The organism is Mucilaginibacter sp. (genome assembly GCF_036383575.1).
GTDB lineage: Bacteria > Bacteroidota > Bacteroidia > Sphingobacteriales > Sphingobacteriaceae > Mucilaginibacter.
Genome location: NZ_DASVOB010000137.1, coordinates 1 through 4,507 on the forward strand (window position 1 = coordinate 1; position 4,507 = coordinate 4,507).

Genomic DNA, 4,507 nt, shown 5'->3' on the forward strand with positions numbered 1-4,507 from the left:
TTAGCAGATGGTTTATATTCCTAAACATCTTTTTTAATGATACGGCCGCCATCAGCGCTACCTTTTACATAATTAAGCTTGATGCCTTTATCTTTAGCTATTTTACGCGCAAGCGGAGATGCTTTTACACGGCTGTCATCTGAAGATGAGCTTTCAGTAGCAGGTGCAGCAGTAGTTGCCTCAGTTTTAGTTTCGGCAGCAGGAGCAGCTTCAGCAGCAGGGGCCGAACCATTGTCCTGTAATAAAGGAGTGATGTCAGTACCTTCTTTACCTACTATAGCGATAATGCCATTTACTTGTGCGGCTTCGCCTTCTTTTACACCTATATATAATAAGGTGCCGGCTTCATAACCCACAACTTCCATGGTAGCCTTATCGGTTGCCACATCAGCAAGTGAATCATCAGCTTTTACTTTATCGCCAACTTTAAAGTTCCATTTTTCGATGGTGCCTTCGGTCATAGTATCACTCAGCAATGGCATACGGATCACCGTAGCCGGGATGCTTGACAGATCAACCTTTGGTGCGGCTGGTGCCGGAGTAGCGGCAGGTGCTTTATCAGCAGCTGGTGCTGCTTCTTTGGCCGGTTCTGCAGCAGCGCCGCTGCCAGCCTGATCAAGTAAGGATTTGTAATCTTCGCCTTCTTTACCTAAAACGGCAATTACAGAATCAACCGGGGCAGCAGCGCCTTCCTGTATACCGATGTACAGCAATACGCCATCCTGGTACGATTCAAAATCCATGGTAGCTTTATCGGTTTCAATCTCGGCCAGTACATCGCCAGATTTAACCTTATCGCCAACTTTTTTATGCCATTTCGCCAATACCCCTTCGGTCATGGTATCGCTCATTTTAGGCATTTTTACTACTTCGGCCATATATTGATAGTATTATAAATTCTGTATAAATATAGTTTGTTCTTAGCGTGAAGTCTAAAGTCTGAAGTTTTTAGTCATTATCCGACTACAAATACTATAGACTTTTGACTTAGTACTTTCGACTTAAAACTTAGTCCCTGATATAAGGGTAATCTTCCTGAACATATACATCGGTATACAATTCTGAAGCATCAGGCCATGGCGACTCTTCGGCAAATTTAACCGCTTCATCAACAATAGCTTTGATCTTAGCATCCATTTCATCAAACCATGCTTCGTCGGCATATTTTTCAGTAAGGATAGTTTGTTTGGTAACCTCAAGAGGGTCTTTCGCTTTATAGCTTTCCAATTCCTCTTTAGTACGATACTTTTGCGGATCGGACATAGAGTGACCTTTAAAGCGGTAAGTACGCATTTCAAGGAAAGTTGGGCCTTCACCTGCACGTGCACGCTGAATGGCTTCGTCCATTGCTACGTGTACAGCAGCAGGATCCATACCATCAACCGCTGATGAAGGGATACCATAAGGCAAACCTAATTTATAAATATCAGTTTGTGCGGTAGTACGCTCAACTGAAGTACCCATGGCATAACCGTTGTTTTCGCAAACAAAAATTACAGGTAGCTTCCAAAGCGCAGCCATGTTAAAAGTTTCGGTAAGTGCGCCCTGGCGTACGGCACCATCGCCCATGTAGGCAATGTTTACAAACTCGGTGCCTTTGTATTTTTCGGCAAAAGCGATACCGGCACCCAGTGGTACCTGGCCGCCTACTATACCGTGGCCACCATAAAAATGTTTTTCCTTATCAAACATGTGCATAGAACCACCTTTGCCTTTTGAGCAGCCGGTAGCTTTACCATACATCTCGGCCATAATGGCGTTTGGAGTTACACCTTTAGCAAGCGCGTGAGCATGATCGCGATATGCAGTGATCATACTGTCTTCAGGTTTAATTACAGACATAGCTCCGGCTAAAACAGCCTCCTGCCCAATATACAGGTGGCAAAAGCCCCTGATTTTTTGTTGTCCGTATAACTGTCCTGTTTTTTCTTCGAACCTACGCATCAACAGCATCTGTTCGTACCACATCAGGTAGGTGTCCTTGTTTATTTCGATTGAACTCATGTATTAAACAACCTTTTTGGAGTAAAGCGCAAATCTAATTATATCCTGCAAAATATCGAAACCTCAAGCAAATTGTTGCAAAATTTTATTTGGTGTCCTTTAAGTGCATCTCACGTCAACAAATCAATGCCTTATAAGTTTGGCATAGCTAAGGCAGCTAAAATAAAACTTAAAAAAGTACACCCGAAGGCAATAAATTATCGTTTTGCGAAGTTTAAGAAGGGTTGTTTTTATCCTAAAGCTAAAAAAAGCCCTCAAATAATTACAACCAAATTACATTAATACACGTACAAGAGCCTGTTTATTAAACGGATGCGCGTTAAAAAGCGCTTTTTTATATTTTTTGAAAAAAAAGCTGCATTTATTTGCAATTTTAAAAAATATAGATAGTTTTGTAGAGCACGATAGACATAGTGTCTGATTTAATAAACAATTTGTTGCCCTAACTCAACAAACAAACTGATTAAATGAAGAAATTTGCCCTGGCTATTGCCTTACTTTTCAGCGTCGTAGCTTCACAAGCTCAAACCAAAAGTGCCCCCGGCACCGGTGAAGACAACAAAGACGATCAGGAAAGTTTAGGTAAAGCATACTTTTCCCAAATTATGGGAGTTGCTTTATCTACCACCTCAAACATGAAACTCTTTCACTTTGTTTACGATTGGATTGGTACCCCTTATCACTTTGGCGGAAGCTCAAGAAGAGGCATTGACTGCTCAGCATTCACCAAAGAATTGTACAGCGAAGTTTTTAACCTCGATATTAAACGTAACTCACGCGATATTTTCAGCATGGTTAACCCTGTTGGAAAAGATGAGTTAAAAGAAGGCGACCTGGTTTTCTTTAAGATCCATAGCCGCAGCATCTCGCACGTGGGTATTTACTTAGGCAACAATAAATTTGCTCATGCTTCATCAAGAGGTGTAGCTATCAGCAGCCTTGACGATGCTTACTACAGCCGTTTCTTTTATAAAGGAGGCAGGTTGTTGGCTTCGTTTAAAGATGAGTTTAAAGGTTCGGCATCCACGGGTAACAACGATATGGGCGACGACGTAGACGAAAGCAAGAACTAAACGATTTTGAAATAAATAAACTAATTTGGTCCCTTCATTTTCAATGAGGGGATTTTTTTTATAATGAGATTTTTATTGCTTACAGCAGCCTGCCTGGCGCTGTTTTTACAGGCGTGTAACCACCCGCCAAATAAAAAACAAGTACTGGCCCCTGCTCCCAAACCTAAACCCGATACTACAACAGCCGCAGCCGTTGTTCAGCGTGATTCATCCATATCCATAGCCGCTGTTGGCGATATGATGCTCGGAACTTCCTACCCCAATAATTACACCCTGCCACCCGATAGCGCCAAAAACAGTTTCAATGTTATTGCCGGTGAATTGAGAAATGCCGATGTAACTTTCGGAAATCTTGAAGGTAGTTTGCTTGATGGCGGTAGCCCTGCCCACTATAAGTTACATCAAAAAAGTAAAGCCTACCTGTTCAGGATGCCTACTGTCTATGCGGGCGTTTTTAAAGATGCCGGGTTTAACTTACTTAGCCTCGCCAATAACCACATCGGTGATTTTGGCGATACCGGGCGCATGAGCACCACACACGTATTGGATAGCATAGGGATTAATTATGGCGGACTGCTAAGCCACCCCTCCTCTGTATTTGAACGCAATGGCATTAAATATGGCTTTTGCGCCTTTGCGCCCAACGCCAATACTTTACCGATCCTTGATCTTAAAAACGCTACCCGCATTATCAGCGAGTTGAAACAACGCTGCGATATCGTCATCGTATCTTTTCATGGCGGCGGCGAGGGCGTGGCTTATGAGCATGTGCCCTTCGCTATGGAATCATTCATCAGCGAAAAGCGTGGCGATGTAAATGCCTTTGCACATAATGCTATTGATGCAGGTGCGGATATCATATTGGGGAACGGCCCGCATGTGAGCCGGGCAATGGAGGTTTATAAGAACCGGTTGATCGCTTACAGCCTCGGTAACTTTTGCACTTATAAAAGTGTGAGTGTAGCCGGTGTTTGTGGGTTAGCCCCATTATTAAAAGTAAAGCTGAACAAAAAGGGAGAATTTTTGAATGGCCGCATTATATCCCTGAGGCAGGCGCATGATAAAGGTTTGGAGCTGGATACGCTTAACAGGGCTGCCATCCGGATCAGGGAACTTACCGAAGCCGATTTTCCCAATGCCGGGTTACTGATATCCGACACCGGCGCGATCAGCCTTAATCCTGTTATTCAGAGCGAGAGCCTGTAAATAGCTAAGATCGGCAGGAATTGAACACCGTATCTACTCACCCCGACATCGCTGCGCTCGTCGCCCCTCTCTACGCGGCGTAAAGAGGGGGTTTTTATCTTTTTTTTCTTTACCCTCTTTCCGCCAAAGGCGAAGAGAGGGTGGTCCAGCGTAGCGCAGACCGGGTGAGTCAACTGTACGGCATGCCATTTCCCGGCACTGTCTAATCCGGGCTATTACTCTCT

General features: G+C 43.7%; 3 protein-coding genes and 1 pseudogene. 2 read left to right on the top strand and 2 right to left on the bottom strand.

Annotated elements, in window-relative coordinates:
* Positions 1 to 23: 23 nt before the first annotated feature.
* Positions 24 to 878: pseudogene (locus VF500_RS04945) on the bottom strand (biotin/lipoyl-containing protein); the annotation flags it as partial.
* A 130-nt stretch (positions 879 to 1,008) separates the two neighbouring features.
* The gene (gene pdhA / locus VF500_RS04950; RefSeq protein ID WP_121232638.1) at positions 1,009 to 2,004 is read right to left on the bottom strand and encodes a pyruvate dehydrogenase (acetyl-transferring) E1 component subunit alpha; all 996 of its coding nucleotides are present in this window, start codon (positions 2,002 to 2,004) and stop codon (positions 1,009 to 1,011) included.
* A gap of 467 nt (positions 2,005 to 2,471) precedes the next feature.
* On the opposite strand from pdhA, the gene VF500_RS04955 reads away from it, so the two are divergent.
* The gene (locus VF500_RS04955) at positions 2,472 to 3,077 is read left to right on the top strand and encodes a C40 family peptidase (RefSeq protein ID WP_330858613.1); all 606 of its coding nucleotides are present in this window, start codon (positions 2,472 to 2,474) and stop codon (positions 3,075 to 3,077) included.
* Positions 3,078 to 3,140: 63 nt separating this feature from the next.
* Positions 3,141 to 4,283 (top strand): CapA family protein, encoded by a 1,143-nt coding sequence (locus VF500_RS04960; RefSeq protein WP_330858614.1) that lies wholly within the window; start codon positions 3,141 to 3,143, stop codon positions 4,281 to 4,283.
* Positions 4,284 to 4,507 lie beyond the last annotated feature (224 nt).

Excerpts from the sequence above, each read along its gene's own strand:
- VF500_RS04955 (WP_330858613.1), top strand. The coding sequence starts at position 2,472 with ATGAAGAAATTTGCCCTGGCTATTGCCTTACTTTTCAGCGTCGTAGCT.
- VF500_RS04960 (WP_330858614.1), top strand. The coding sequence starts at position 3,141 with ATGAGATTTTTATTGCTTACAGCAGCCTGCCTGGCGCTGTTTTTACAG.
- pdhA (WP_121232638.1), bottom strand. The coding sequence starts at position 2,004 with ATGAGTTCAATCGAAATAAACAAGGACACCTACCTGATGTGGTACGAA.